This window comes from Eisenbergiella sp. OF01-20 (assembly GCF_003478085.1).
Lineage (GTDB): Bacteria > Bacillota > Clostridia > Lachnospirales > Lachnospiraceae > Eisenbergiella.
Window position 1 is genome coordinate 13103 of the sequence record NZ_QUES01000055.1, and the last position, 23531, is coordinate 36633.

The window sequence follows — 23531 nt, forward strand, 5'->3', positions numbered from 1 at the left end:
TTATTTTTGATACTTTTATTCTACAAAATACTTCCCGCAAAAAATATGCACTTTATTATTTGTCATATATGCCTTTTCTTATATGTATTTTATATTATTTTTGTTATATTTTTAGGTATCCGGAGAACCACAGATGTCCCCATATTCAGCTGGCTTTCCAGCCTGATTCCATAAGCTTCCCCGTAGTAGGCTTTTATACGCTGATTCACGTTTTTGATTCCAATTGAGGAATGTCCCTGCGTACTGATGGGTTCAATCGTTTCTTTTTCTATGGATTTCAACAGTTCTTTCATTTTGCCCGCAGAAATCCCCACTCCGTTATCCCTTACGATCAGCTCCACCTCGTCATCCGCCATATAGGCAATGATACTGATGTATCCCATTCCTTCTTTCGGCTCCAGTCCATGAATAATTGCATTTTCAACCAGCGGCTGCAGCAGAAATACAGGGACAGGTGTCTCCAGGGTTTCCTCTTCTATATCAAAATCTGCATATAGTCTGTCTTTAAAACGTATTGTCTGGATAGTCATATAATTGTTGACTTCCCTTACCTCATCTTTCAGCTTGACAATCAGGCTTTCCTGAATGCTGTAACGGAACATATCCGATATACAGCCTGTAATTTTACAGATACTGTCCACTCCATGTATTCCTGCAATCGAGCTAATCAGATTAAATGTATTATAAAGAAAGTGCGGATTGATCTGTGCCTGCAGCATCCGGAATTCCATACGCTGCTCATTCATCTGTAAAACCAAGGAGCGTTCCATGGAATCCTTCAGTCTCCGGATAACACTGTTGTAGCTGTGTATCAGCATATCTATCTCCGTCTTAAATTCCGTCCTCTCCGGCTGAATGGATTCCAGGATCCCTTTTTCCCCGGAATTTTCCATAGCCTGGCAAAGCCCATGTACTGAAATATTTAACCGGCGTACGAAGATGAATGCGATCAGCAGATCAAAAACTATTACAAAAACCGCTATAAGCATAAACATCCTTATATTCTGGTAATAAAGGCTTCTGATGTAAGATCGGTTGGTATAATTCACCACCGTCCATCCAAGCTGTTCCAGCTTCTGCACCCCGCCGATGTAGGATCCTCTGTTAATTGTAAAATCCTTGACAAACTCCTCCTGATCCGTTTTATCCCTTTGCAGTTCCTTCCAGATATCATAAATAACCGTATCATCTCCCTTCACATCCGGGCTGGAATAAGTATAAACCGGGGTTCCGGCTTCATTATAAACTGCCAGATTACCATGGTTCTGCACCGCGTTGTTCAGAATATTCCGGATAGAACGGAAACTTAAGGTGATTCCAATTGTCCCCAGGGTTTCCCCTCTTTCGATATCCTCCAGAGGTTTTACGAGCATAAGTGCTTCCGGTTCATTGGTACTGCCGTAATGAATATTTATAAAACGGCCTCCGGGCAGGCTTTTTGCCAGTTCTCCCCATACCGGAAGATCACGGTACATATTTTTCCAGTAATAGCTGTTAAAACTGTTATCATAGGCATTGCCGGCACTATTTATAATCACCACACTATATATATTAGGATTCAGAAGTACAGCATCTCTCACTATATTGGTTACTACCTTGTTATCTTCCAGAAAGCTTCTGTCGTATACCTCATGCTTATGCCGCAGGACTTCGGAAAGGCTGTCGTTTACAATATGCAGATAAGAAAGCCTCTCCGCTTCAGAAAAAACAGATGAAATCCCTGTTTCAATCTGTACATTTGCTTTTTTAAGTACAGAAACATACTCCTCATCTATTTTTTGTGACATATCCACTGCAAAATAAGTCATAATTCCTAAAAACGGCAGCAGAACAATTCCCACGCAAATCAAAGATATCTGTGTCAAAAAGCTGATATACCTACGTTTCATCTTTACTCCAATCTGTGTGTTTATAGTCAGATGGTTATGAATGAATCCTCATGAAACTCCAGGGAATCTATACGGATAACTGCAAGAATATATATTTTCAATGCCAGGCAAAGGCAGTCAACCGACTGTGCTTCATCCGGCTGATGCGCTCCCCCATGCCCTTCCGGCAGAGGTTCACAAGGAGGTACCAGAGCGCCCAGACATCCGGGGCCGTATGCCACCGCATTCGGCATTTTACGCGCATGTGTTCCGGCATTAAAAATCTGCGGTTCCCAATCGAGTCCGGTTACCGACTGAAACGTATGACTGAGCTTTTGAATGACAACTTTTTCTTTCGGGTAGTAATTCGATTCCAGTACGCGCGTTTTTTCCAGATGAAACCCAATGTTGACGGCATGTTTTTCCAACCTTTTCAATAATTCACGGCCATCCGCAGTTACCGGGCACCTTGCATTCACATTCAGCTTTACATACCGGTTCTCCGTTTTTACAATACCGCAGCCGCATACGAGGGCGCCGGAAACAGCATCCCTGCAGGCGAGGTTTAAACCGCTTCCATCCGTCCCCGCCGAAGCTTCAAAGATCTCGTTCATTATTTTCCGATCCTGTTCCTCCGATAACAGCCCCCTTTTCAGCACAAAGGCGGCGAGAACGGTTATTGCGTTCCTGGTTTGATCCGGAAATGCCACATGGCCTGCTGTTCCCCTGGCATGGATACGGATATGGCTTTCGTCAATCTCCCAGCTGCAGTCCGCATCCGCTTCCTTCAGCAAAGCGGCCATCTGCGGATCATAAGCCAGCACCAATTCTGCCTCGCCGGGGACCTGATTGGAAACTTCACCTCCGGAAAAGCAGATGACCTGATCCGTAAACGGCGTATCAGCTGCCATCCACGCTTCAACAATACCCTTTTCTCCATAGCAGAGCGGAAATGGGCTGTCCACCACAATGGTAAAATCCGGGGTTCTGCAGTTATCCCTGTAGTAAACCGCGTCCTCCATACCGTTTTCTTCATTTGTCCCGGCAAGAACTCTTATGTCATGCTTTAATTCTATTCCCAAATCTCTTAAGCAGAGCAGGGTATAAAGGCCGGCCATACAGGGGCCTTTGTTATCCTGGGCCCCTCTCCCAATGATCCATCCCCCTCTTTGTATCGCTTCATACGGGGGATACATCCAGCCCGTCCCTTCAGGCACTACATCCAGATGCCCCATCAATCCGATCCTGCCGTTCTTCTCTTTTTGTTCCGGATCATAGGCTTCCGCTACATAGTAAGAATGATTCTCTGTCTCAAGTCCGTGCCGGTGGCAGATTTCCATGAACTTGTCAAGCACATCCCTGCAGCCCTGCCCAAAAGGCTTTATCCGTTCCTCCTTATCCGCCACACTTCGGATTCTTACCAGTTCGCAAACCTCCTGGACCAGACTGTTTTTATGTTCCGCTATCCATGCATCTACCGCATATTCCAGTTTTTCCTTCCCGTTCATTCTATATCCCTCCTGCCTTTACCGGCTCTTTTCTCTGTATTTTTTAGGTGTCTCCCCATAATATTTCTTAAATACCTGAATAAATTTGGATATATCATTATAGCCGCATAATCCGGCAACCTCTGTCACTGTCATATCTGATTCCGTTAAAAATTCAGCCGCTTTTTCCATCCGGACCTCCGTAAGATAGGTAAGATAATTCTTGCCCGTCTTACTCTTAAGAAGATGGCTTAAATAGCTGCAGTTCAGGAAGAAAATATTCTCAGCCAGGCTCTTCAGCGTAATATCATTGTTATAATTATCTCTGATATAATCAATTACCATCTGAGCCGTGTTATCCGTATCCTTTTCTCCTGTAATTTCCGTAAGGCGGCAGATTTGTGTAAATTTCGCATGTATCTCTTCCAGCAGCTTTTCCGATCCCGGATAATGGAACAGTTCAAAATGGGTACTGAACAGAATCGGATATTCCTTCTTACTATCCGCCTTATTTTTATATATCTGGAATACCGTTTCATTCAGCACGATTTCTATCATCTTTAAAGCATCAATTATACTGTATATGGACAAATCCGCGACCTGTAACAATTCATGCAACGATACCTTGACAAGTACATAGGCTTTATCCGCTTCACCGGCTGCAATGTATGCTTTCAGCTGTTTAATCTCCGAGGGATTCCAGACGCTCTTATAATTCATACGTCCTCTTAAATCTTCAAAATACAATACGTTCTTTCCCGGATACAATATCCGACCGGACAACGCATATAATGCCTGTTTATGGTATTCCCGTATGTCTTTAAGAGCACGTCCTCTCCCGCTCACTCCGATGCAGATTTCCATCTCAGATGCATTTTCAGGAAGAAGGCTCTTAATAAATTTTTCCGTTTCCTGTCTGCTGCTGTTTTTAACTACAAAAGCCCACATCTCCGGATCCAATTCCACGGCTTTACATAAAATCTCATTCTGCCTGCGGATAAAACGAAGCATGGAGGACCTGATTGCTTCCGCTTCTTTGGCATCCCTTGTATTCATCCAGACCACAATTTCACAGAAGCTGTCAAACATTTCATCAAGTACTTTATCCCCTTCGCATCCAAAGCTTTCTCCTGTGGCGGTAATCAGCTGCCTCAGACGTTCCGATACGCTGGACATGGAGCCTGTTTCCTGGATACGTGCCATAGGGGCCGTATCCCTCACAAGCCCCTTTTTCCTCAGGACAGATACCAAATCCTGTTCCTGTATGGGTTTCAAAAGATATCCTATTGCTCCGTATCTCATTGCTTTCTGTGCATATTCAAATTCAGCAAAACCGCTTACAATAATTACATTTGCAGGGATTTGGCTTTTATATATCATTTCCGTAAGCTCAAGTCCCGTCAATACAGGCATACGGATATCTGTAAGGACCAGCTCCGGGCGTTTCTCCAGAAACAATTCCCAGGCTTCTCTCCCGTTTTCGGCCTCAATTATTTCCTCAGGAGCAAACGGGATACATTCCTTCACCTGGCGAATAAGGTTTAACCGGGAACAATACTCATCTTCTGCAATTAATACCCTCATAAATGACCTCCCAATCGCCATATATGCAGAAAAAGGGAGTAACTTTCTCCCCTTTCCTGCCGGTTATGATTTGACAGCCCCTGCCGTTAATCCTTTGATTATATATTTCTGTCCCAAAGCATATACGATAACAATAGGAATCATACATACGATATATGCGGTAAATGCCATCGTGTAGTTAAAACTGAATTCTGCCTTAAAATTATACTGCATCAAAGGGAGCGTCCACATATCATGGCTTTTATTCAGTATGAGCAGAGCCATCATAAAGTTGTTCCAGCATCCCAGGGAATCCATAACAATAATTGTGGCAATCATCGGCTTGATTAAATGAAATACAATCTGCACATAGGTCTGGAATACGTTGCATCCGTCCACTCTGGCGGCTTCCTCCACCTCAGCCGGAAGAGAACGTATGTAATTTACAAATAAAAACAGGCCTGTCGGGAGACTGAATGTAAGATGAAGCAATATCAGCCCGAACTGATTTAACAGCTTAAGCTGCGTCATCTGTTTTACCATAGGCAGCATCAATACCTGGAAAGGGATAAAAATACCGGCTAAGATATAGTAATAAAGCAGCTTATAATACCTTTTATTCATATTTCTTGCCACCGCATACGAAAGGGCAGGTATGAAAAGCACTATGAGAGTAACACTGGTAACCGTAACGATTGTGGAGTTACGGAAACTGCTCCAGAAATCACTCCTGCTGAAAAGCTCTATATAATTATCAAAGTTAAATCCTGACGGCATTGCAAAGAAATTCCTTCCGGCCTCCTGCATTGTTTTCATGGAGTTAATGAATATTACAAAAACAGGTCCCAGTATCAGCAGCAGTCCCAACAGTATGACCAGCGTCTTAAAAGCCTTCCAGACGATTCCCTCTTTCCTCATTCTTTTCCCCCCTCACTCAGTTGATTTCGTGTCTCTGCGATTGTTTGATCTGGATAAAGGACAATACCGCAATGATGAGTGCCAGCACTACCGCTTTCGCATTGGCAACCGCAAAATTGGAGTCCTTAAATCCATCGTTATATATCATAAGGCCGATAAATTCCGTTGCACGGTTCGGACCTCCTCCGGTCAAGGCAAACGCATAATCAAAGGTAGTTATACCCGCTTTCAGATTCAGCACCATATTTACCGTCAACGTAGGCACTAAAAACGGAAGAGTAATAAAACGGAAACTCTGCCATCTGGATGCTCCGTCAATCATGGCTGATTCGAAAAGATCCTCAGGAATAGACTGAAGCCCCGCAAGCAAAATAATGGTCGGCATGGCTACCGCCTGCCAGACATTCACAAATAAAACACCATAAATAGCTGTTTTGGAACTGGCAAGGGGTGTCTGAAGATTGATTCCTGCCAGTCTCCCCAATGCGGGTATCAGCTGATAAAACATCTGATCCCAGATTAATGCAACCGCTACAGACCCCAACATAGCCGGAAAGAAAAATACAGATTTTGTAAAAACCTTAAACCGTTTTACAGAATTTAAAACCAAAGCAATAAGGAGTGATATAATGGTAACGCTGACCACGAGCATCAACGCATACAATAATGTCCTCCCCAGAGAACGCCACATAAATATATTTTTGGACAGAGCAATATAATTGGATATCCCCACAAAGTTAAAGGTTGGATTCAAACCATTCCAGTCCGTAAGGCTGTAATACATACCAGAAACTACTGATATGATGTAAAAAAAAGTATAAAGTACTAATGGTATGATTGTAAACAACAAAAAAGTCATTTTATCCAGAGTAAACCGTTTCTTTTTATTCATCCAAGTTCTTCCTTTCTGTTAAACGCAAATACCCGTAGGGGTCTTATTCAACAGCATCTTCAGAATGGCACTGTTTGTCCCCTGCATTCCCTCATTCCCCAGTTTCCCGAGATTTTCCAATGTCTCTTCCACATCGCCGCGTACGATTCCGTCCTGTTGCGTCGCTCCGATACCATTCAGTGCCAGTTGTGCCGCTCTTGCCGCCGCATTTACGGATGTAGCTATTTTTAATGCGCAACCGGGCTTCGCACCATCACATATCATTCCCGATATATCCGCAGTCATGGTCCTGACAGCCGCAAAGATATTTTTTAACGTACCCCCGTATAAATAAACCATTGCACCGCTGACACCAATTGCCGAAGCTATAGAACAGCCGCATAAAACGGACAACCTGCCTATATATTGTTTCGCATGGATTGTAATCAGAATACTCAAGGCAAGACTTCGATATAACATATCGGATGGACTGCCAATTGCATTTGCTGTTACAATTACCGGGATTGTAGCTGTCAGCCCCTGGTTTCCGCTGCCTGCCACACTCATAACCGGCTTCATACAGCCTGCCATCCTCGCATCCACTGCCGCTGCTGCGGTAAATGCTGCCATATTTGCTATATCATGACCGATTAAGTTGTCTTTCCCGTTATGGATGATTTCTCTGCCCACATGCAGGCCATAGTCTTTTTGCAGCCCTTCTTCTGCAATCGCCATATTAATATCAACCACATCCTGCAAAAAAGCCAGTGAATCCTTGTCTGTCTCCTGCACAAATTCCCAGATTTCCTCCATTGTCATACACAAGGAAGCATCTCTGTCCGTCATATCTTTGTCCGTGTCCCGCCGTTCTTTACCGGAGGTACTTTCCCATATCCTTTTTCCATCTTTTTGTATACGTCTGAAGCTTGTATGCTTCCCTTCAATAACCGCCTCCGCATTATGATTTCTACCGGATACCCTGGCAGATATATAAATTTTTTCCACATTTTCCTGCAGCACGACCGAAACCTTCTCATTACAGACCATTTCGGCTGCCCGTTGTTTCTGCTCATAAGATAAACCACTCAATATAAGCATTTTTTTCTGAGGTTGTGCGCTGACAGCCCCTAACGCGCCTGCCATATATAACCCGGTACAGGCAAGACCGGGAATTCCTACATTCATTCCGTTCTTCAAAATATATTCACTTACGCGAATTTCCACCTGTTCCACTTCTTCACCCAGCGCTTCGGCCGCCCCTGCCGCACAAAGTGATACAGCGGCAGGTTCCGTACAGCCCAGCGCAGGTGATATTTCATTATTTAATACTTTCAGATAAAACTGTTTTCTGGACTCTTCCAACTTTATCCCTCCTCGCTTCATAAGTATTTTGTATTACCTGCATACAAATACAGCATATCCCCGCTTCTGTTTCATTCTTTTTATACACACCAATGATATAACATAGATTATCATGTCTAAAATGCACAATAAATGTCTTTCTTTGGTTTGGTAATATGTTATTCTTTTGTTTCTAGCAGAATACAACTGCCTGCGCCGTCCATCCGACCCGCTGCCCGCAGAAATCTACAACATATCCCGGCACAAAAAAAAGCCATATAAGACTGCATTTTTCAGTCTTACACAGCTTCTTACCACCGCCCATTGCTTTATATCCTATCTGTCCGTATCCTTTTCCCCGCTCAGGCTGAGAATCTCCTCATTCAGCGACAGCATTCTTGCATCCAGATCCGATACCATTCTCGCGCATTCCACAAGTTCTGTCTTGATATGCTGAGGCGCATTTCCTTCAAACTTATAATTAATCTTATGCTCCAGGCTGGCCCAGAAATCCATAGCAACCGTCCGTATCTGGATTTCCACCTTGACCTCCACGATCCGATCCGATAAAAATACAGGAACCGTAACAAGCATATGATAGCTTTTATAGCCGCTGGCTTTGGGATGCTTCATGTAGTCCTTTACGGAAATCACCTTAATATCATTCTGGTTCCTTATCATGTCCGCTATCCGGTAGATATCGGACGTAAAGGAGCAGATAACGCGTATCCCCGCTATATCATTAATATATTTCACCATATTTTCGATGGTGGATTCATAGCCGTAACGCTTCAGCTTCTTAACAATGCTTTCCGAGGTTTTCATGCGGGATTTAATGTGCTCGATTGGATTATAACGATGCACATGCTGGAATTCATCGTTCAGGATTTCCAGCTTTGTATTGATCTGCTTTAATGCCGCATTATAGACCAGGGTGACCTCCTGCCAGCTGTCCACCTGGTTATCATTATCTGCCACATATTCCATTTTCTTCATCCTCAATTATACTTTTATACAGGTTTATTATACCATAGATTTACTGCGAACATGGATATTTTACAGAAAATTAATAATAATGGCATTCTTTTTGTTAAAAGCCGGAGTACCCGAAAAAACACCTGCAAAACTATCTTATGCGCCTTCAGTAAGAATTATGTTACAATTCAGGGCTTTCCCTATCCTTATTCTATGCGGACGGCAGTGCATGATCAACGGTAACTATTGGCAGCATCAAAAGGCGGCCGTGTCAACAGGGAGCTATTGCGTTTTTATCTGTTTTCAGCTACACTATGCTTACTCGGATGCGGAAGCGTTGCCGCATGGCATCCGGATTCTAATGACAAGGAGTGTTACCTATGTTCCGAATTTGGGCAAAAATATTCAAAGACAATCGCATGCTGAAGGATACCGTCATCTGTGACGATTCCGACGATACCAGAACCCATAAGGTTTTCCATGCGCTGGATGAAATCTGTTATCAGTTTGATTTGGGAAAGCCCATGTGGCTGGATGTAACCGTCCAGGATTTTAAAAAACACAGCAAGGCCCGTTTTACTGCGGACAACTTTGTGGAACAGATTGCTTTTGATTTTCTTGAAATACAGGTGATTGAAGAGGATTAGGCACAGAGCGGCCGCAGATCCTCTCTGTTTCCTGAAAAAAACGCGGCAGGATTTTGTATATTTTTATTGACACTCGAAATAATATGCTGTAGTATCATAATATATATAACATAGTTTTAATAACTACATGATACGTTTTATTTTATCTTTCAGCTAGAGTAAGGAGGCATTTATTATGAGTGTAACAATAAGAGAACCCGGGAGTGCAATTACCCATTTCATCGGTATGATGATGGCGATCATCGCATCCACTCCCCTGCTGATAAAAGCTGTATTATCCAATCAGCCTGAAGTATTCGCCGCTATGATGGTATTTATCGCCAGCATGATTCTGCTGTACGGAGCAAGCGCTACCTATCATTCCATCAATGTGGGCGGACGTATCCTGCGGGTTTTCCGCAAAATTGACCATATGATGATTTTTGTCCTGATAGCCGGTTCTTATACCCCTATCTGTCTGGTTGTCCTGGGAGGTAAGCTGGGTTACACTCTGCTGGCGGTTGTCTGGGGGGTGGCAATTCTTGGTATGGCCATAAAGGCTCTCTGGATTACCTGTCCCAAATGGTTTTCCTCTGTCATTTATATTGCAATGGGCTGGATATGCCTGGCTGTTTTCGGCCAGCTGTGGAACACCCTTCCCCGGGCCGCGTTTATCTGGCTGCTGGCAGGCGGGCTGATTTATACGATAGGCGGTATTATATATGCGTTAAAGCTCCCTATTTTTAATTCCAGGCATAAATTTTTCGGTTCCCATGAAATCTTTCATCTGTTTGTGATGGGCGGAAGTATCTGCCATTTTATATTTATGTTTACGTATGTGGCATAAAAAGTACGGATAACAGACAAGTCACGTTCTATATGAATACGTCCGTTTGGCTCGCTGCCCGCGGAAATAAAAAAACTGGCGGAAGGCTTCCGGCCAGTTTTTTTTGGGCCTGCTATCTGTTGGACAGCCGTTTTTCTTCTTGTACGGCGTAAGATGATCCGTGTGGACGGGCCGATGGATCAGGGGGTATCGCCGGTGCTTCCCTCCTCCGTCAGCTGACGGATCACTCTGCAGGGATTCCCCGCCGCCAGACTGTCCGGCGGAATGTCTTTTGTAACCACACTGCCCGCACCGATTACGCTGTTGGCACCAATGGTTACGCCGGGCAGCACAATAGCTCCCGTGCAAATCCATACATTGTCGCCGATGGTAACCGGATGGGTATATTCAAGCCCTTCCAGCCTCTGTGCCACATCCATGGCATGTTCTTCCGTTACGATGCATACATCAGGTGCTATAAACACATTGTTTCCGATAGTAATCTTTCCGCTGTCCATGAGCTTGCCATTGACGTTCATGAAAAAGTTATCTCCCACCGTAGTGTTGTATCCATAGGTACAGAAAAGGGGCTGCTCCACTACACAGTTTTCCCCTGCGCCGCCCAATATTTCCCGGATGGCGGCCTGCCGCGCATCCCGGTCAAGGGGGTGTATGTGGTTATAGTCGTACAGTTTCTTTACCGTTATGTCACGGTCTGCCGCCAATTCAGGGTCGCCGGGCTGGTATCGTATTCCGGCATATGATTTTTCTTTTTCTGTCATAAAAGTTGCTCCTTCTCCATTTTTTCCTTCTTTCCGGAAACGCGTGCCGGGATGCCTGTCACGGCAGTTCCATTTCCTGCTCCTGTGTTTCCCGGAACTCCACATAAGCGGTAAACAAATCGGCCCTTATTTCTATGCGGAAGTTTCCCTGGCAGGCCTCCGTAAAGCTTCTTGCTATGGAGAGGCCCAGGCCGCTTCCGCCGTCGGTACGGCTGCTGTCCCCCCTGGTAAACCGGGCGGTATAATCGATATCACCGGAAAGCTCCACCGCTGAGGTGTTGGTTACACTGGCCGTGAGCAGGCCTTCCTTTTCTTCCAGGGATATATAGACCCGTGAACCGTCCAGGGAATATTGCAGGGCATTCTGGATCAGGTTCTGGAAAACACGGTACATCCGCTGCCCGTCTGCCCGGATAAACCGCTCTTCATCAGGGATCTGCGGCCTTACCGTCACATTGGCATCCTTAATTACTTCTTCCATATCCGCCAGCGTCTGCCGCAGCAGCTTGGCAAAATCAATCGTCTCCAGCTTCACAGGCAGTTCCCCGGATGCGGCCTTACTCACTTCAAATACATCCTGCACCATAGTTTTCAGCCGCTGGGATTTGCTTTCCAGGATCGATACATAATCCTTTACGTGCTCCGGTAGCTCTTCCTCTTCCTTGAGGAGTTCCACGTAGCTGATAATGGAGGTCAGAGGTGTCTTTATGTCGTGGGAAACATTGGCGATGAGCTCCACCTTCATCCGTTCGCTGCGGACCTGCTCATCTATCGCTTCCTTCATGCCCTCCCGGATTTCATTCATGCAGGTAACGGCGTCATGCAGATCGGAATCTCCGGGCAGCTTAAACGGGGCTTCCATATCCCCTTCGCGGACAGCATATATCTGGTCTATCAAATCTCCTATGTCTCTGGTATCCCGCCGCAGGGAACGGACATATACGGCCTGTGCTGCCGCCGCACCCAATACAGCCAGAATCGTCAGGCTCCACATGATGACACCGGAAAAGGCGCCAAAAGCCGTTTCTTTCGTCCATAGGATCATAACCGCTGCCAGCAGTACGGACATTCCGCCGGTTACCACCGGCAGCTTTCGGAATCTTCTCACCATCCGCTTCTGGAAGGGATATTCCAGCTCCTTCACGGACAGGCTATGGCAGATTCTCACAAAAAGACTGTTTTTCCATACTTGGCTGTTTTTTCCGGCATCATTCACTGCCAGCCAGATAAGCCAGAATACCGCAAGGATAAGGGGCCGCAGCTGATATATGGTATATTGATAATAAATATCCGGATGCACCCCCGCATAATAAAGATTGCGGAATACCGGCATCAGGTAATATAGCAGAAAGCCGGCAGGTACCAGCACCGCCAGAACCTTTGCTTCATACCACATCTTTCCGGTAATAAGGGCCAGTCTCCGCCCTGCTTCCCTGCGCTCCTTCCGGAACAGTGTGCCGACAATAAGGAAGAAAAGCGACGCCATAAGAAGCCAGAAAACCCGATACAGCGAAGCTTTTGTATCCTGCATATCCCTTACGATCTGATACAGCCGGTTTCCGCCGGTATAATAGGTATAGCCGCCGCCGTATACCGCAACCGTATATGGGAGGGGATCCCTGGCAGCGGCAATGGTAATCCTGGCATCCTTATATTTTTCATCCACCGGGAAATTCTCATAACCCGGCACAAACCAGCTGCCGTTGTCCGTATACTGTCCATCCCCGTAGATATCAATTTCTTTTCCGTCCTTCTGCATATATACCCTGCTGCCGTCAAAATAAAGAAGAAAATTATAACCTTCGGGAAGGATCCGGTTCTCTCCGTCCAAAAGCATGCCGTCCACATTGCTGTAAAGTTCGTTCTCTTTATAACTGATAGTATACAAAAGGTTCTTGCAGCCCTTCAGCATTTCATGGGCTTCATCGGCCGCCTGTCCATTATCTTCCTTAGGGCTCTGGGTAGACTCCGCAATATCCACAGAACCGGAAGCCTCGCTCTCCGGGTAAGACTGCTGCGAAGCATCCCCTCCTTCCTGCCCGGCCTGATCCGATGATCCCTCTGTCACGGTTCCTTCCCACGCGGATTGTTCCGTAGACACTTCATCCGCCGCATTTTCCGCATCCGTTGTTACTGTCACAACAGAAGAGGCCGCGTTCCGCGCATCGCTTTGGATCCCAAAAACCATGACGTTCCCGTCTCCTGCGTATCCATAGGATTCCTGTCCATAATAGCTGCTGTAGGATATCCCTCTTGTGCGGCTGTTATTATTCCAGGAAAATCCAACCTCTCCTCCGGATGCCATAGAAAGGAAATCCTCCAGATAACCTTCCATATAAAACCGGAAGGAAGAAGTTTTCTGATAATCTGACTGCATGGAATCCCGGATATCCGCAACCGTGATACCTCCGGCAATCATGCCTGTCACCTGCAGGATATCCCCCAGAAGAAGAGTGATTCCCAGAAAAAAGGTGACTGCTCCGATCCCTCTTTTATTTTTTTTCCATTTTGTATCCAATTCCCCATACCACCTTTACATATTCTGGCTCTTTCGGATTCAACTCGATTTTTTCACGGATACGGCGGATATGTACCATAACTGTGTTTTCCGGGGCAAATGCATCTTCTTCCCATACGCGCCGGTAGATTTCTTCCGCCGGAAACACTCTCCCCAGGTTGCGCATGAAAAGCTCCATGATTTTTGTTTCGGTAGCCGTAAGCTTAACCGCTTCTCCGTCCGCATACAAAATCCGTTCATCGGTGCGGAACAGCAGCCTGCCATTCGTCAGTTCTTCCGTCTGCTCCGAAGCATGGATGTCCCCCAGGCTCGTATACCGGCGCAGCTGGCTTTTTACGCGGGCCGCCAGTTCCTGGGGATTATAGGGTTTTGTTACATAATCATCCGCTCCCATGGACAGCCCCAGTATTTTATCCGAATCTTCGCTTTTGGCGCTGAGCACAATAATAGGCAGATTCCTTTTTTCCCGTATCCGCATCACCGCCGACAAACCATCCAGACGGGGCATCATCACATCAATGATAAGCAGCTGTACATGACCTCCTGCCAGAATATCCAACGCCTCCATGCCGTCATAGGCCCGCAAAACCCTGTAGCCTTCTTTCTCCAACGCAATGGCGATGGCTTTCACAATTTCCCTGTCATCGTCCACAACCAATATACATTCATTCATATCCGGTCAGTTCCTCCTTTGAGCTTATCCTCAGTGTATTGCAGATGTCTTACGAACTTCCGACGGGAATTCTTACAAAAATCTTAACTGTCCCCTTTCTTCAGTGTACTACAGAACCTCCCGCAGCTCAATTACAAAAGGGACAGGGTCTTCCGGTAATTTAAACCAGGATACCCTGTCCCTTCTTATATACTAGTATTAAGCTTAATCGTCATAGCCGTTGGGATTCTGGGACTGCCACTTCCAGGAATCGGCACACATTTCTTTAATGCCGTATTCCGCCTTCCAGCCAAGCTCCGCCTCCGCTTTGCCCGCATCGGAATAACAGGTGGCAATATCCCCGGGGCGGCGGTCTCTGATAACATAAGGAATCGTAACGCCCGTTGCTTCTTCAAAATTCTTTACGATATCCAGAACGCTGTAGCCTTTGCCTGTTCCCAGATTATAAATGTTCAGGCCTGACTTGTCTTCTATTTTCTTCAGCGCCTTGACATGGCCTCTCGCCAAATCCACCACGTGGATGTAATCCCTCACGCCGGTACCGTCGTGGGTGTCGTAATCATTGCCGAATACATTCAGCTCCTTCAGCTTTCCTACCGCAACCTGTGTAATATAAGGCATCAGGTTGTTGGGGATTCCGTTGGGGTTTTCCCCGATAGTTCCGCTCTTATGTGCGCCGATAGGGTTGAAATAACGAAGCAGGACTACATTCCATTCCGGATCCGCTTTCTGGATATCGGAAAGAATCTGCTCCAGCATGGATTTCGTCCAGCCATAAGGGTTGGTGCACTGTCCCTTGGGACATTCCTCGGTAATGGGAATGAAGGCCGGATCCCCGTAAACGGTGGCGGAGGAAGAGAAAATAATGTTTTTCACGCCTGCTTTACGCATCACATCCACCAAAGTCAATGTTCCCGCAATGTTGTTTTCGTAATACTCCCACGGCTTGGCAACCGATTCGCCTACTGCCTTCAGCCCTGCAAAATGGATGCAGGAATCAATTTTTTCTTTTTTAAATATTTCACTCAGGGCATCCCTGTCTAAAATATCCGCCTTATAAAAAGGTACCTGTTTTCCTGTAATTGCTTCCACACGCTGCAGAGATTTCTCGCTGGAGTTGCTGAGATTATCTAAAACAACCACTTCATATCCTGCATTCTGCAGTTCCACTACCGTATGACTGCCAATATAGCCGGCACCGCCTGTTACTAAAATTGCCATGGTCGCTCCTATCTGCGCACAAAGACGCCTATACTACTAATTAATTACCGTAACTGTTCCGTCCCTGCGCAATAAATGCGCAGACCTGGCCGAATAGTTACCAATTACATTTACCATAAAACATCCGGATAAACACCGTCCGCTTTCAGCCTGGCAATGGATTCCATAACAAAAGGCTTATCTTCCTTGTAGGTTACCCCGAACCATTTATCCTTGGAAGAAAGCACTTCAACCGTTGCCTTTCCCTGCTGCAGAAGCTTATCCACCTCGATAGGCAGGAAGCATTCCGCTTTCATAGGATTTCCCGGCACTTCATTCGCAAAGAAGCTGTTGACGGCACTTTCCAGTTCATCCAGGATACTTGCGGAAAAGCCCCACATATTCATGGAAACAGGGGTATCCAGGGGAAGGGGCACATAGGTGGCACCGTCGTCTTCCGTATATGCGGCACCCTCTGCCGTTTTCACGATTTTCGTCCGCTCCGCTATGGTCTTTAAGAATCCGTTTTCATCGGTTACACAGCAGCCTCTTGCTACGGATCCATTGTCGGTCAGCGTATTCCCCAGTTCATAACCAATCATCGCGTAACGGAATTTCTCATCGTCCTCATGGGTGGTCAGAAATGTGTAAAGCGTCTGGAACGCACTTCTTCCATAATAGTCATCCGCATTAATTACGGCAAAAGGCCCGTTTACCACTCCCTTGCAGCAGAGAATCGCATGTGCGGTCCCCCAGGGCTTCACCCTGCCGTCCGGAATCTGAAAACCTTCAGGAACCTTGGTAAGCTCCTGGAATACGTATTCCACTTCTATATGCTTGCTGACTCTGTCGCCCACGCATTCCCGAAAATCCTTTTCATTTTCCTTCTTAATAATGAAAACGACCTTTTTGAATCCTGCCCTGACAGCATCAAACATGGAAAAATCTATAATCTTGTGCCCCTGCTCATCCACAGGGTCAATCTGTTTCAATCCGCCGTAACGGCTTCCCATTCCTGCTGCCAGAATTACCAATACCGGTTTGTCCATATCCTGCTCCCCTTCTGCGTGCTTTAACACGCTGCAAAAGGGCTGTGAAGCTTGCATCCATCCTGTGAAGTTGTTGGATCGTTTTGTAAAGTCTGCAGGCCTGCTTCACTTTACCCTTTTATTTTAACCGGGAACCTGTATATTCTGCAACTCTTATTTGTTAGGAAGAGCTGTCAAAATGTTAACTCGGTTCCTCCACTCTTTGTTACCCTGCCGGCAGACCGTAAACGGATTATAGCATTTCCCGCATCGCCGCCCGGCGCTATGGTTATTATAACATAAGCACAAAAGGGAAGCAAATTCCCAAAAATGCCTTTTTTTGTCACGTTTATTCCCGCTGGGCTGTTAACTCCTGTTCCGTATAGGCAGCGCACGGCAGCTGCCGGGGCCGCAGCGGAATACCAGGCGGCTAACCGGTCACCAAATGCCGGATAACCGGTATCTTTTCCAGGAAGAAGGTGAGGATCAGCGCCGGCACAAGCAATGCGATTGTTTTCAGCACGTTTGTCCAGACCGAAAATCCGGAAAACAGCAACGCCATATAAGGGACCAGCATCCAGCCGAATATCCAGTGGAGATAATAGATCCCAAGCGTCCTTTTGGCAACAGCGGTAACAGCTGTTTCCGCAATCCGGTTCCGTATAGTCATATCCTTACAAAGAAGGAAAATCCCCACGGCTAAAAGAACCACGGGCAAATGACGGTACCCCTGCACCAGCAGGATCCCGTCCCAGGCCATATCCTGGCTGGTATACCACTTCACGCCCCACATACCCAGAAGTCCGATAACGGCTGAAAGCAGGCCCAGCAGCCTTTGCTTTGCCAGGCTGTTCCGGAAGGTTCCCGACGTATGAAGCCAGGCGCCGAACAGGAAAAATCCCAGCATATTGGCATAGGTCCCGAAGGGATTGAGTATTTCCAATCCCTCCAGGGAATATACGCCAATCAGCCCTCTGCTGCAAAGGGCATCCAGCACCATCTGCAGCCCGGTGAGGCCGTTGGTCATGAGAATACCTAAGCCAGCAAAAAACAGGAGGATTTTCCTCCCCAGGCAGTGATCATAAGAGATGCGGAACAAAGGGAATACGAGGTAAACGGCCAGCAGCGCTTCAATAAACCACAGATGCCCGGTTCCTATCCCTTCCAGGCTGCCAAAGGCAAACAGATACAACAGGATCTGGTTTTTCCCGAAATTATCCAGAGGCACCTGGCACAGGGCGCTGATGGAAAACAGGTAAATCAGTTTCCACAGTACAAGCACCAGATATATAGACACTGTTTTGCGCACATGCCTGTCCAGCTTCAGGGGCCTGGTAAAAAGAAGGGCACCGTTAACCATAAAAAACATGGGAACCCCCGCCCAGCAGGCTACCATGAGAATATTGGCGGGTACGGTTTCCGCAAGCAGTACGAAATGGCAGAAAACCACCAGAAAAATAGAAATCGCCTTTATTATATCCAGATACTGGATTCTCTTTTGCATTCTTTTTCTCCCGTTTTTGATTACGCAAACTTCGCAGTCGCCAACTGGCCGTCCGCCCGCTGCCAAAGCGGCATCCCCGGGACTGAAAAGGATTTTCGCCAGTCCGTCAGACCGGACATTCCGATAAGCCCAAGGGCATCAAGTGTGTCAGATGAGGCTGACGCACTTGATTGGTCTTATCTCCGTGGTCTGAAAGGTACCGGTGAAAATTCCTTTTCAGTCCCGGGGATGCCGCTTTGGCAGCGGGCGGACGGCCAGTTGGCGACTGCGAAGTTTGCGTTCATTCTATAAAAGTCCTGAGCCGCGCTTATCAGGCGTAATTCAGGCACAGGTAAAGGATAGTATCCGGACTGCCTTGTCCGGATGCTATCCTTAGAATATGTGATTCCTTATATGATGTCAACCTTGCCGGTTGAAAAAGACATTTTGTGCAAGCCTGTATACTATTCCACTTTCTTAAATTTATCCGCTCCCTGGCCGCAGACAGGGCATTTGAAATCAGCAGGCAGTTCATCGCCCTCATATACATAACCGCACACCTGGCATACCCATTTTCCCGTCTTTTTTCCCTGGAGTGCTTCGCTTCCATGGAATGCTTCGCTTCCATCCGTAACAGGCGCTCCGTCCACCTCTGGAAGATAGGTGGGGGCATTCTTAGGGGCTTTTCCTTTTACCACTTTATGATAATAGGCATAGGTCATGGCATTATCCGGTTTCCCATAGCTTTCGGCTTCTATGACTTCTCCCAGGAAAACCGTATGCGTCTCGGTTTCCATGGTATCTATCACGCGGCATACCACGTAGCCGCAGGAATCCTTAATCACGGGAAGCCCCGCCGCCAGTTCATAATCCACCCCTTCAAACTTGTCATTTTCTTTGCTTGACTGGAAACCAAAGGTTCCTATCAGGGAAGGATCGGAATTCTCAGACAAGATGGAAAAGGCAAATTTCCCGGACTTATCAATACAGGAATTCGTATAGTTATTGTGGTTTACGCTCACAGCAATAGTGGCGGGATCCGATGTAATCTGCATTATACTGTTGGTAATGCATCCCACAGGGCGGTTTCCGTCCAGTGAGGTAGTGACATATACACCATAGGACATGTCTCTGAAAATCATAGTGTTCATCTTTGCTCCTATCTGCGTGCTTCTGCACACGTATCAATATCAGTCAATGAGGTTTGTTTCGTTTTCCCGTCACATCAGGTCATGGCAGCGCCGTCCACCGAAAGCACGGCTCCTGTAATATAAGAAGCCATATCGCTTGCCAGAAACAGAAAAGCATTGGCAATATCTTCCGGCTCTCCCATTCTGCCCAGCGGAATGCCCTTAATAATAGGTTCAATCATTTCACTGGGTATAGCCTCCACCATATCCGTATGGATTACACCGGGGGCAACTGCATTTACCCGGATATGATCCTTTCCCAATTCCCTCGCCATGGATTTTGTAAGCCCGTTTAAAGCAAACTTGGATGCCGGATAACCTACGCCGGCCGGCTGGCCGTACAGACTTACCATGGAACTCGTATTCAGTATAACACCGCCCCCCTGTTCCTTCATTAACACTGCTGCCGCCTTGGAGCAGCGGAAAACAGAATTCACGTTCAGGTCCATGATTCTGTCAAAATCTTCTGTTTTATAATCATATAACGTATCCCTTGCGGATATACCTGCATTGTTTACCATGATATCCAGTTTTCCAAAGGTATTCTTTACTTCGGCCAGCGCTTTCTCTATTTCTTCATACTTGCCCAGATCCGGTGCCATCCCGATTACCGGCCAGTCAGGATTTTCCTGACGCAGGCTTTCCAGCGCCTTATCCACCGTTTCCTGTCTGGAACCCCACAGAGCTACGCTGGCCCCGTTCTCCAGAAAACTTTTTACGATAGCATATCCGATTCCCCTTGTACCCCCTGTCACTACTGCTGCTTTTCCTTGTAGCATTTTGAAACCCTCCTTTTGCATTATGTATTTATATTAAAAATAGTAATCGTTACTGATTTTATGATAACATATAGATAATTTTTGTCAAGCGAAATACGGATTAATTTGTAATACAGGGCAGCGGCACAAGGGACCGTAAGGAGTAACAACACAGGGGATGCCGCAGGGCACAAAGGGCCGTCTGAACCGTTACTGCTTTCTTAAATAGATAAAATACCTGATTAAAGCTTTCCCTTTCTTCGGGATCCCATACATTTATCGGTTCTTTCTCGCGTTTGGGTATCCTGTACCATGCCTTGTGCAGAATACCCAAACGCAAGAAAGAACCCTTTTATCAGGTATGCACTTTTTATTTTCTTTGTACTACGGAGCTGTTGCCTATATCTCCACCGGCTTTCCGAATTTTGGCTTAACCACCTTGATTTCAGGGTATATCTGATCCATGGCTTTCTTAAACAATCGGGTATCCACTTCCTCGGAAACCGGAGGGAAGGCATTATCGAAATGATCCAGAAGGATACGACGGGGCTTTAGCTTGTTCACAATCTCCAATGCGGCGGCCGTCATATCTTCTCTTCCCTGGAAAGGGAGGATTAGAAGATCCGCGCCAGCCGGATAAACCGTATCCTTATCCAAAGCCATGCTTCCCAATAAAAGTATGCTCTTACCTTCCGCCTCAATTTGATAGGCCGCTGTCTCTCCCTTTTCCGGGAACTTCGGATGTGCCCAGGCCAGGAAAAGAGCATTCCGGAAATAACGCAGCAATCCGGGCTGAAATAACTTCCGCAATACTGTGTGGAGGGAAAATTCCGTATGCTTCCCTTTCAGCATAGTTATCCTCATATTCCCTATGTACCAGCTGATGCCCGGTTCCGCCTGCACCAGACTGCTCCCATCCTCCACCCAGCCCTCCAGCGTATCCATAACCGCTTTGGTTCCGTAAACGGTGATGTCCCGTTTTTCCAAAAGCTCCGGAACGAAAAAAAGGTGATCCACATGTCCGTGGGTAATACATATATCTGCGTCCGAGGGGAAATCCTCCAGGGTATTGGGATTGCTTCCTCCCGCCAGTTGTACAAAGGGATCAAATAACAGCTTTTCCCCTTCTGCCTCCAATAAAACAGAGGCTGTTCCATACCAGGTAATCTTCATCTTCCGATCTCCTTTTTCCGTCCTTATAAGTGCTGCCGTTAAAACAGCTTTCCCATTTCTATCTGATATAAACTGGTTTTATTATAACTGAAAAGCAGAGAAAACACCACCCGTTCTACCTCTGAAAAATGTCTGTGGCAATTGTTTTGTTACTGTTTACTCCGTGACCAGTAACATGCATAAATCCATTTAAAATCGCCTGCGGCGTTTGTGTTTATGCACTCTTGAATCACTTTCTCACGTACTGTGCAGTAAATGCACAGTACTGAGTGAACAGTAACATTGTTTTTTCATAGTATTTTAATTCAGAAAAACGCAGCAGCCGTTCCCCGATTTCCAAGGTAGATAGGAAAAGCCGCTGCCTGGTTGATTACTTCACCATACAGCGGCCATTTCCATGGAAAACTTTGCTTCCATAGAATGCTTTGCTTCCATAGAATGCTTTGCTTCCATATTCCTTACCCATATTTTATCATTTCTGCAAGTTTGGCAACAGGACAGATGCTTGTGAACCGCTGCCAGTCTTTCCTTTTATTTACCCGGTAACGTTTTGTCTTTATTACATTCCCTTATTACCTCAATTTCCTCTTTGTCGTAAGGCCGGAAATCCTCATGGAAAATATCATGCATCCAAAGCGAGGTATCGATATCCGGCAGATTCTTAATGAATTCCCAGACAAAATTAAACTGACTCTTCCCATTAACAAAACCGAAAAAGTAACTTCCTACTCCTTCTTTCTTCCATAACGGCAGATGCGTCTGGATCAGACTGCGGAATGGTCTGTGCAGCCATTCCGTATTGATCAGCGGACGGCCGAACTGGCGCAGGAATGCAATATACTGCCTGGAATGAGTATAATCACCATAATAATGGAAGGTGATAATGTCGGAAAGAGCGATGGAATGCTCTTCTATTTCCGCATAGATTCCGGGTTTTTTCAGCCAGCCGTAAGGATTGTCCGCCCCGGCCCCCCACACATCCGCAGTCAGTGGCTGCATCACATCCAGTTCCCTCAGCCAGGAAAATACGGCCTCCATGACGGGCAGGGATCGGGACAGCCTTCCGGAATTCCCGGCCTCATTCCAGACATTCCAAATGAGTATCCGGGGATCCTGCCCATACCGGGACGCCAGCTCTTTCACGTATGCTTCTATGAGGGGGCGGTTTTCCGGATCATCCGTAATACTATAACCGATGCATTCCCCGGATTGTGTGCTGTCGTCAAAGGGTGTTACCGGGCTTCCTCCGAAATAGCCGGGTACCGGCTCCGGCTGCGGTCCCAAATGGGGAGCTTTGTACTTTTCCCTGGGCACACAGCAATCCCCGAAAAGCACAGGCATCAGGGTGATGTCATATTCCCCGAGCAGATCAAGGAATTCATCCATATGCCGGAAAAAAGCCTCTCTTTCCTGCCGGTATACCTCAAACGGCAGAACCATACGGATGCTGTTAAAGCCCAATCCTGCCGCGAGGGCGATCTCTTTTGCGGCATCCCGGAAGGCTTCCTTATGTCCATATTCCTGGAACAGCCAGAGACTCCCCGTCATGGAGCCGCTGGGAATAAAATTAAAGCCGGATATCCAGGGCCGTGCGGTATACCAGTCCCATGCTTCTTCTTCCGTCCATCTTCTTTTCATTTATCATTCCCCCTTGTTTTTCCGATCCTGCCCGTTAAAGAAGCAGGCATTTTTCCTGCAGCAGCAGAGCCAGTTCATAAGCCAGCTTCCTGGCCTCCCTTTCATCCCCGGCCTTACGGATCCGCGCAATACGTGCCGTTGGCGGATCGTACATAGGCACCAGTTCACAGGCCTCCAGCAGGTTCGCGCAGAACTCCGCCGCCTCCAGCACCTCGTCAATGGACTTTCTGCCGGCACGGAATACTTTTGTTTTTTCCTCCAGGGCCTCTTTTACCATGGAAATACCCCGCTGGGCATAGCCCTCCTTATTCGCGTTGGGATACACCATCCCTTCGTCCCTTTTACGCCGGAAACCCAATACCGCCGCGGGAATGGATGGATCCCGGACCGTACCGTCCGGATAGAAAATCCCATGCACGTCCGACCAGTAGCCGTCTATCATTAATTCAAACAAATACCAGCCCGTATGATGCTCCCTTCAGATATCCAACGCCAAATCGTAGGGATTGGCGCGGCACAGGCAGCACAGCTCGCTGTTCAGGAAGGGCTTTCCCACCCTGGCCGACAGCTCTTCTGCCGCAAGATAGCTTTCCTCTATCTGCCGGCGCACCGG

The 23531-nt window shown here is 46.7% G+C and carries 20 protein-coding genes; 2 read left to right on the plus strand and 18 right to left on the minus strand.

Annotated features, from left to right (window positions below):
- Positions 1-89: 89 nt before the first annotated feature.
- From DXA36_RS30775 to DXA36_RS30805, 7 genes are all read right to left on the minus strand, one after another.
- Entirely contained in the window at positions 90-1889 is a 1800-nt protein-coding gene (locus DXA36_RS30775; protein WP_118683138.1) for a cache domain-containing sensor histidine kinase, read from the minus strand.
- Between the two features lie 26 nt (positions 1890-1915).
- Positions 1916-3376 carry a Sapep family Mn(2+)-dependent dipeptidase gene (locus tag DXA36_RS30780; RefSeq protein WP_118683140.1) on the minus strand — a complete coding sequence of 487 codons (1461 nt, stop codon included), beginning with the start codon at positions 3374-3376 and terminating at the stop codon, positions 1916-1918.
- A gap of 18 nt (positions 3377-3394) precedes the next feature.
- A complete protein-coding gene (locus DXA36_RS30785; RefSeq protein WP_182479339.1) occupies positions 3395-4939 on the minus strand; it encodes a response regulator in 1545 nt (514 codons plus the stop codon).
- A gap of 63 nt (positions 4940-5002) precedes the next feature.
- Positions 5003-5836: a carbohydrate ABC transporter permease gene (locus DXA36_RS30790; RefSeq protein ID WP_118683144.1), complete on the minus strand. Its 834-nt coding sequence runs from the start codon at positions 5834-5836 to the stop codon at positions 5003-5005.
- Positions 5837-5852: 16 nt separating this feature from the next.
- Positions 5853-6728: a carbohydrate ABC transporter permease gene (locus tag DXA36_RS30795; RefSeq protein ID WP_118683146.1), complete on the minus strand. Its 876-nt coding sequence runs from the start codon at positions 6726-6728 to the stop codon at positions 5853-5855.
- Positions 6729-6746: 18 nt separating this feature from the next.
- Positions 6747-8069 (minus strand): L-cysteine desulfidase family protein, encoded by a 1323-nt coding sequence (locus DXA36_RS30800; RefSeq protein WP_182479340.1) that lies wholly within the window; start codon positions 8067-8069, stop codon positions 6747-6749.
- Positions 8070-8384: 315 nt separating this feature from the next.
- Positions 8385-9035, minus strand: a complete 651-nt coding sequence (locus DXA36_RS30805; protein WP_118683150.1) for a GTP pyrophosphokinase — start codon at positions 9033-9035, stop codon at positions 8385-8387.
- Between the two features lie 368 nt (positions 9036-9403).
- On the opposite strand from DXA36_RS30805, the gene DXA36_RS30810 reads away from it, so the two are divergent.
- A complete protein-coding gene (locus tag DXA36_RS30810) occupies positions 9404-9670 on the plus strand; it encodes a hypothetical protein (protein WP_118683152.1) in 267 nt (88 codons plus the stop codon).
- A 175-nt stretch (positions 9671-9845) separates the two neighbouring features.
- Entirely contained in the window at positions 9846-10496 is a 651-nt protein-coding gene (trhA, locus tag DXA36_RS30815) for a PAQR family membrane homeostasis protein TrhA (RefSeq protein WP_118683154.1), read from the plus strand.
- Between the two features lie 179 nt (positions 10497-10675).
- On the opposite strand, the gene DXA36_RS30820 is transcribed toward trhA, so the two are convergent.
- The 11 genes from DXA36_RS30820 to DXA36_RS30875 all read right to left on the minus strand — a co-directional run bounded on the left by DXA36_RS30820 (position 10676) and on the right by DXA36_RS30875 (position 23372).
- Positions 10676-11257: a sugar O-acetyltransferase gene (locus DXA36_RS30820; RefSeq protein WP_118683177.1), complete on the minus strand. Its 582-nt coding sequence runs from the start codon at positions 11255-11257 to the stop codon at positions 10676-10678.
- 58 nt (positions 11258-11315) lie between these two features.
- Positions 11316-13775, minus strand: coding sequence for a sensor histidine kinase (locus DXA36_RS30825; protein ID WP_118683156.1), 2460 nt, complete (start codon positions 13773-13775; stop codon positions 11316-11318).
- On the minus strand, positions 13750-14448 hold the full coding sequence (locus DXA36_RS30830) for a response regulator transcription factor (RefSeq protein WP_118683158.1): 699 nt from the start codon (positions 14446-14448) through the stop codon (positions 13750-13752). The genes DXA36_RS30825 and DXA36_RS30830 overlap by 26 nt, the downstream gene beginning before the upstream one ends.
- Positions 14449-14652: 204 nt before the next feature.
- A complete protein-coding gene (galE, locus tag DXA36_RS30835) occupies positions 14653-15669 on the minus strand; it encodes a UDP-glucose 4-epimerase GalE (RefSeq protein ID WP_118683160.1) in 1017 nt (338 codons plus the stop codon).
- Positions 15670-15779: 110 nt separating this feature from the next.
- Positions 15780-16697 carry a nucleotidyltransferase family protein gene (locus tag DXA36_RS30840; RefSeq protein ID WP_118683179.1) on the minus strand — a complete coding sequence of 306 codons (918 nt, stop codon included), beginning with the start codon at positions 16695-16697 and terminating at the stop codon, positions 15780-15782.
- Between the two features lie 409 nt (positions 16698-17106).
- Positions 17107-18180 (minus strand): acyltransferase, encoded by a 1074-nt coding sequence (locus DXA36_RS30845; protein WP_118683162.1) that lies wholly within the window; start codon positions 18178-18180, stop codon positions 17107-17109.
- 443 nt (positions 18181-18623) lie between these two features.
- Entirely contained in the window at positions 18624-19310 is a 687-nt protein-coding gene (locus DXA36_RS30850; RefSeq protein ID WP_118683164.1) for a flavin reductase, read from the minus strand.
- 74 nt (positions 19311-19384) lie between these two features.
- A complete protein-coding gene (locus DXA36_RS30855; protein ID WP_118683166.1) occupies positions 19385-20128 on the minus strand; it encodes an SDR family NAD(P)-dependent oxidoreductase in 744 nt (247 codons plus the stop codon).
- 378 nt (positions 20129-20506) lie between these two features.
- Positions 20507-21280 (minus strand): MBL fold metallo-hydrolase, encoded by a 774-nt coding sequence (locus tag DXA36_RS30865; protein WP_118683170.1) that lies wholly within the window; start codon positions 21278-21280, stop codon positions 20507-20509.
- Positions 21281-21811: 531 nt separating this feature from the next.
- A complete protein-coding gene (locus DXA36_RS30870) occupies positions 21812-22918 on the minus strand; it encodes a hypothetical protein (RefSeq protein WP_118683172.1) in 1107 nt (368 codons plus the stop codon).
- 34 nt (positions 22919-22952) lie between these two features.
- Complete coding sequence (locus DXA36_RS30875) at positions 22953-23372, minus strand: hypothetical protein (protein WP_147366664.1); 420 nt, start codon at positions 23370-23372, stop codon at positions 22953-22955.
- Positions 23373-23531: the final 159 nt, after the last annotated feature.

Coding starts and splice junctions, on each gene's coding strand:
- DXA36_RS30850 (WP_118683164.1), bottom strand. CDS start 19,310: ATGAACACTATGATTTTCAGAGACATGTCCTATGGTGTATATGTCACT.
- DXA36_RS30840 (WP_118683179.1), bottom strand. CDS start 16,697: ATGGACAAACCGGTATTGGTAATTCTGGCAGCAGGAATGGGAAGCCGT.
- DXA36_RS30870 (WP_118683172.1), bottom strand. CDS start 22,918: ATGAAAAGAAGATGGACGGAAGAAGAAGCATGGGACTGGTATACCGCA.
- DXA36_RS30820 (WP_118683177.1), bottom strand. CDS start 11,257: ATGACAGAAAAAGAAAAATCATATGCCGGAATACGATACCAGCCCGGC.
- DXA36_RS30845 (WP_118683162.1), bottom strand. CDS start 18,180: ATGCAAAAGAGAATCCAGTATCTGGATATAATAAAGGCGATTTCTATT.
- DXA36_RS30775 (WP_118683138.1), bottom strand. CDS start 1,889: ATGAAACGTAGGTATATCAGCTTTTTGACACAGATATCTTTGATTTGC.
- DXA36_RS30785 (WP_182479339.1), bottom strand. CDS start 4,939: ATGAGGGTATTAATTGCAGAAGATGAGTATTGTTCCCGGTTAAACCTT.
- trhA (WP_118683154.1), top strand. CDS start 9,846: ATGAGTGTAACAATAAGAGAACCCGGGAGTGCAATTACCCATTTCATC.
- DXA36_RS30795 (WP_118683146.1), bottom strand. CDS start 6,728: ATGAATAAAAAGAAACGGTTTACTCTGGATAAAATGACTTTTTTGTTG.
- DXA36_RS30830 (WP_118683158.1), bottom strand. CDS start 14,448: ATGAATGAATGTATATTGGTTGTGGACGATGACAGGGAAATTGTGAAA.
- galE (WP_118683160.1), bottom strand. CDS start 15,669: ATGGCAATTTTAGTAACAGGCGGTGCCGGCTATATTGGCAGTCATACG.
- DXA36_RS30855 (WP_118683166.1), bottom strand. CDS start 20,128: ATGCTACAAGGAAAAGCAGCAGTAGTGACAGGGGGTACAAGGGGAATC.
- DXA36_RS30810 (WP_118683152.1), top strand. CDS start 9,404: ATGTTCCGAATTTGGGCAAAAATATTCAAAGACAATCGCATGCTGAAG.
- DXA36_RS30865 (WP_118683170.1), bottom strand. CDS start 21,280: ATGAAGATTACCTGGTATGGAACAGCCTCTGTTTTATTGGAGGCAGAA.
- DXA36_RS30780 (WP_118683140.1), bottom strand. CDS start 3,376: ATGAACGGGAAGGAAAAACTGGAATATGCGGTAGATGCATGGATAGCG.
- DXA36_RS30805 (WP_118683150.1), bottom strand. CDS start 9,035: ATGGAATATGTGGCAGATAATGATAACCAGGTGGACAGCTGGCAGGAG.
- DXA36_RS30790 (WP_118683144.1), bottom strand. CDS start 5,836: ATGAGGAAAGAGGGAATCGTCTGGAAGGCTTTTAAGACGCTGGTCATA.